The organism is Mesorhizobium sp. P5_C1 (assembly GCF_054049815.1).
This window is the reverse complement of the sequence record NZ_JBFULQ010000574.1, coordinates 1-3,351: the sequence shown is the minus strand read 5'-3', so window position 1 is coordinate 3,351 and position 3,351 is coordinate 1. Positions and strand designations below refer to the sequence as shown.

Below are 3,351 nucleotides of genomic sequence, written 5' to 3'. Positions count from 1 at the left end.
AGCAGGCGCTGCGCCGCTTCGCCGGCGCCTGCTCGCGCTGCGAGGCGTTGGACACTTCGAACTCGACATAGGCGACGCCGGTCTCGGTCTTGAATTTCTCGGCGCCATGAAAGGCAGCCTCGTTGAAGGATTTGTCGAACTTGCCGCCGAGATCATAGAGGATGGCCGGCTGGACATCCGCGGCGAAAGCCGGAAGAACCATTGCGGTTGCGGCCAGGAGGCCGAGAACGATACGTTTCATGTGATCCACACCCTGTCGGTTATTTTTTCCGTTACGCGCCGCATGCCGGCCCGGTTCTTCGGCAGGCATACGACATCAGCCAGGAGTGTATTCCCCTCCCGCTCGGCGGCAATCTGGCACGGCCCGAAACAAAATTCACGCGGAATTTTGACCTTTTGGAAAAGCATGGCGCGGGCAAGCCGCACTGCGGCTCGATCCTTGCGCCAAGGGCGTCAGGCGGAGATGGCAGCCGGGATCCAAGAGATGCCGGTGCCCTTGAGGTTGCAAGTGCCGTGGGGGTTCTTCGCGAGATATTGCTGGTGGTCGCCTTCGGCGAAGTAGAATTCAGGCGCCGGCGCGATCTCTGTGGTGATTCTGCTATGGCCGGCCGCGCGCAAAGCAGTTTCGTAGGCATCGCGCGAGGCGCTCGCGGCCCGTAATTGCGCATCCCCGAATGTGTAGATCGCGGAGCGGTAGGTGGTGCCGACATCCTTGCCCTGGCGCATGCCTTGCGTCGGGTCGTGGCTTTCCCAGAACAGCTTCAGAAGCGCGGCATAGGAGACGATTTTGGGGTCGTAGACGACCAGAACCACTTCGGCATGGCCGGTAAGGCCGGTGCAGGTTTCCTGATGGGTCGGATTGGGCGTGATGCCGCCGGCATAGCCGACCGCAGTGACCCAGACGCCTTCGAGCTGCCAGAACAACCGCTCCGCGCCCCAGAAACAGCCGAGCCCGAACAGCGCCCACTCAAAGCCCTCGGGATAGGGACCCTTGAGAGGCTTTTTCAGGACCTGATGCCTGGAAGTCGTCGGGATCGCCCGGGCGCGGCCCGGCAACGCCTCGGACGGCTTCGGCAGATTGAGCTTCTTGTTCAGCATGTCGCTGAGAAAGAACATGCGCGGTCTCCGATGGTGGGACACAAGAAGTGGTCTATCGTTCGAGCATCGGGTTTTCCCAAGAACCGGTGCCCGCTTTTGGGTCCGCCCCTATATCTCTTTGTTTTGACGCAATTCCGGACGGAAAACCGTTTCACACTTTTCCTGGAATTGCTCTAGGTGGCGGCGAACTGTCCAGGGCGTCGCTGCCGCCTGTAGCCGATCGCATAGAGCAGGAGGGCCAGCACCGCGAACACGGCGAAGCCCGGCTGGTTGAGCACCCAGGCGATGGCGACGTCCCACAGCAGCGGACCGGCCTTGGTTCGCACCAAGGTTTCGAAGGCGGCCCGCGTGTCGGGCGAGACCGCCAGCCAACTGGCGTTGAGCGGGGTCAGCACCAGCGCCGAAGCCGCCACGGTGCGCGTCGCGTCGAGCACCGCCATGATGACGGAAATCGACAGCGCGACCATCGAGGCAAGACGAAAGAGCAAGCGAAACATTCAGGAACCTTTTCCTTCCGGCCAGTCCTCAAGCTCCTGCCGAGGGTCGTCCGGTTTCAAACGAGAGATAGAATGCGCGTGCCAGGTTCGCAATCGCCATACGCGAATTTGAAGTCCGGCCTATGCCGCCGGCTTGCGTTTGCGCCGATGGACGCGCCAGACGGCGAAAAGGCCACCAGCGATGGCGCCGACGACCAGCCCGGCCATGCCGATGAACACGGCAAAATAGCCGCAGGCGCCCTCGAAGCAGCTCATGTCGGTGGCATCGGCAATCACCGAGCCGGCGAAGAATCCACCCACGGCGCCGATGACAGCGCCGAGGATGATGCCGAGCAGGGCGGCGACAACCGAGACGAAGACAGGCGGGCTTTCGGTTTCAGGATTGGCGTAGACGGTCCCGGCTTCGGAACCGCGGCGCAGCAGATAAATGCAGAGAACCCCGATGGCGATCTCGGCAGCTGTGACCACAAGCGCCTGGCCTGAGAAGACGAAATCGGAAATCGTCAGCACATAGGCCTGCCTCGCCAGCAGCCAGATGATGGTGGCGATCTGCCAGATGGTGAAATGACGCGGGAAGCGGGCGGAGCGGCCGAAGGCGAGGCCGAGCAGATAAAGCCCCCACAGGATGGTGATGATGTCGACGGCGAGCCCGCTATGGACGAGATAGAAGACCCTGTCCGGCAGGCCGTAGTCGCCGACCAGTCGCCAGCCGGAGATCAGGCCGTAGACCGACCATGCCATGACGAAGACGAGCCATCCCGGCGGCACGAAGGACAGGCCGCTGTCCGGTCGCCTCGCTGGCGTCTGTCCATTGCTCGATGTCATGTCCGGACGATGCCCCCGCAAAGTCTTTCCACCACGAGACAGGCGACCCCGGGCGAAGTCAAGCGCCGCCAGCCTTGCGGCCTTGCCTGTGCACATCATTCGGGTGGCGGCGCCTCAAAACGGGGGCGCCGGCAGGCTCGCGAAACGCTGTGTGGCCGGCAAAGCGAATAGACTGCCGTTATGGCTTGGCATTCGGCGCCGGATCGACTAGATGAGCCCCGCGCCTGTTGCTTCGACGGCTCAGGTGCAGGGGAGAGGCGTTCGCTGGTTGGCGGCGCCGGCGCGGAGTTCCACGCCATAGTCCCAAGGGAGGTGCATCTCCCCAACCCGCGCGGCGAAACCGGCCGGCGCGACATGCATGGACGGAGAGGTGGCCGAGTGGTTGAAGGCGCACGCCTGGAAAGTGTGTTTACGGGAGACCGTAACGCGGGTTCGAATCCCGCTCTCTCCGCCAGATTTCTCGCATAACAGGCTGATTTTGTAGGGTATTTGTCGACGTCCTTTGCCTCCTTCCCAATGCGTTTCCCAAGGAAAATGCAACCGAAGGAGACCGGATTATGCACCGCTTTTCTGACCAGCCTGAAAGCCCAATCCTCGGGAGACTCTCCCGTCGCGCCCTATTTGTTGGAGCAATCGCCTCCGTTCCGGCCATTGCTTCAGCGGCGTCGGCGTCGCCCGTCCTGCCGCGCGAATTGCCGGTCCAGCGGGTCAACCGCCTCGCTCGGGAACTTGCCGAGGCAATGGATGACTGGTTGACCGACATCAGCCACTCTGACCATCCACGTGCCTTGTGGAAGGCACACGTCTGGCCGGCCTCAACTGGCCTCGGCATCTACTATGAAAACCACGATAGGGGCTTGTCATGAACGCGCACAAGCCCATCCTGCAGCCTCTCGGCATGCCGAAGGGTATGGATCCCCGCCAATGGCGC

The 3,351-nt window shown here is 62.5% G+C and carries 4 protein-coding genes, 1 tRNA gene and 1 pseudogene; 2 read left to right on the top strand and 4 right to left on the bottom strand.

The window, feature by feature from the left end; genetic code table 11:
- The 4 genes and pseudogenes from ACXJ7R_RS28100 to ACXJ7R_RS28085 all read right to left on the bottom strand — a co-directional run.
- Positions 1–241, bottom strand: a pseudogene (locus tag ACXJ7R_RS28100) (BMP family ABC transporter substrate-binding protein); the annotation flags it as partial.
- Between the two features lie 212 nt (positions 242–453).
- Positions 454–1,116 (bottom strand): peptide-methionine (S)-S-oxide reductase MsrA, encoded by a 663-nt coding sequence (msrA, locus tag ACXJ7R_RS28095; RefSeq protein WP_457154672.1) that lies wholly within the window; start codon positions 1,114–1,116, stop codon positions 454–456.
- A 155-nt stretch (positions 1,117–1,271) separates the two neighbouring features.
- Positions 1,272–1,595: a hypothetical protein gene (locus tag ACXJ7R_RS28090; protein ID WP_457154671.1), complete on the bottom strand. Its 324-nt coding sequence runs from the start codon at positions 1,593–1,595 to the stop codon at positions 1,272–1,274.
- 120 nt (positions 1,596–1,715) lie between these two features.
- A complete protein-coding gene (locus ACXJ7R_RS28085; RefSeq protein ID WP_457154670.1) occupies positions 1,716–2,420 on the bottom strand; it encodes a hypothetical protein in 705 nt (234 codons plus the stop codon).
- A 364-nt stretch (positions 2,421–2,784) separates the two neighbouring features.
- Here ACXJ7R_RS28085 and ACXJ7R_RS28080 point away from each other — a divergent pair.
- Positions 2,785–2,874 (top strand) — tRNA-Ser (locus ACXJ7R_RS28080).
- A gap of 103 nt (positions 2,875–2,977) precedes the next feature.
- Positions 2,978–3,286, top strand: a complete 309-nt coding sequence (locus ACXJ7R_RS28075) for a hypothetical protein (protein ID WP_457154669.1) — start codon at positions 2,978–2,980, stop codon at positions 3,284–3,286.
- Positions 3,287–3,351 lie beyond the last annotated feature (65 nt).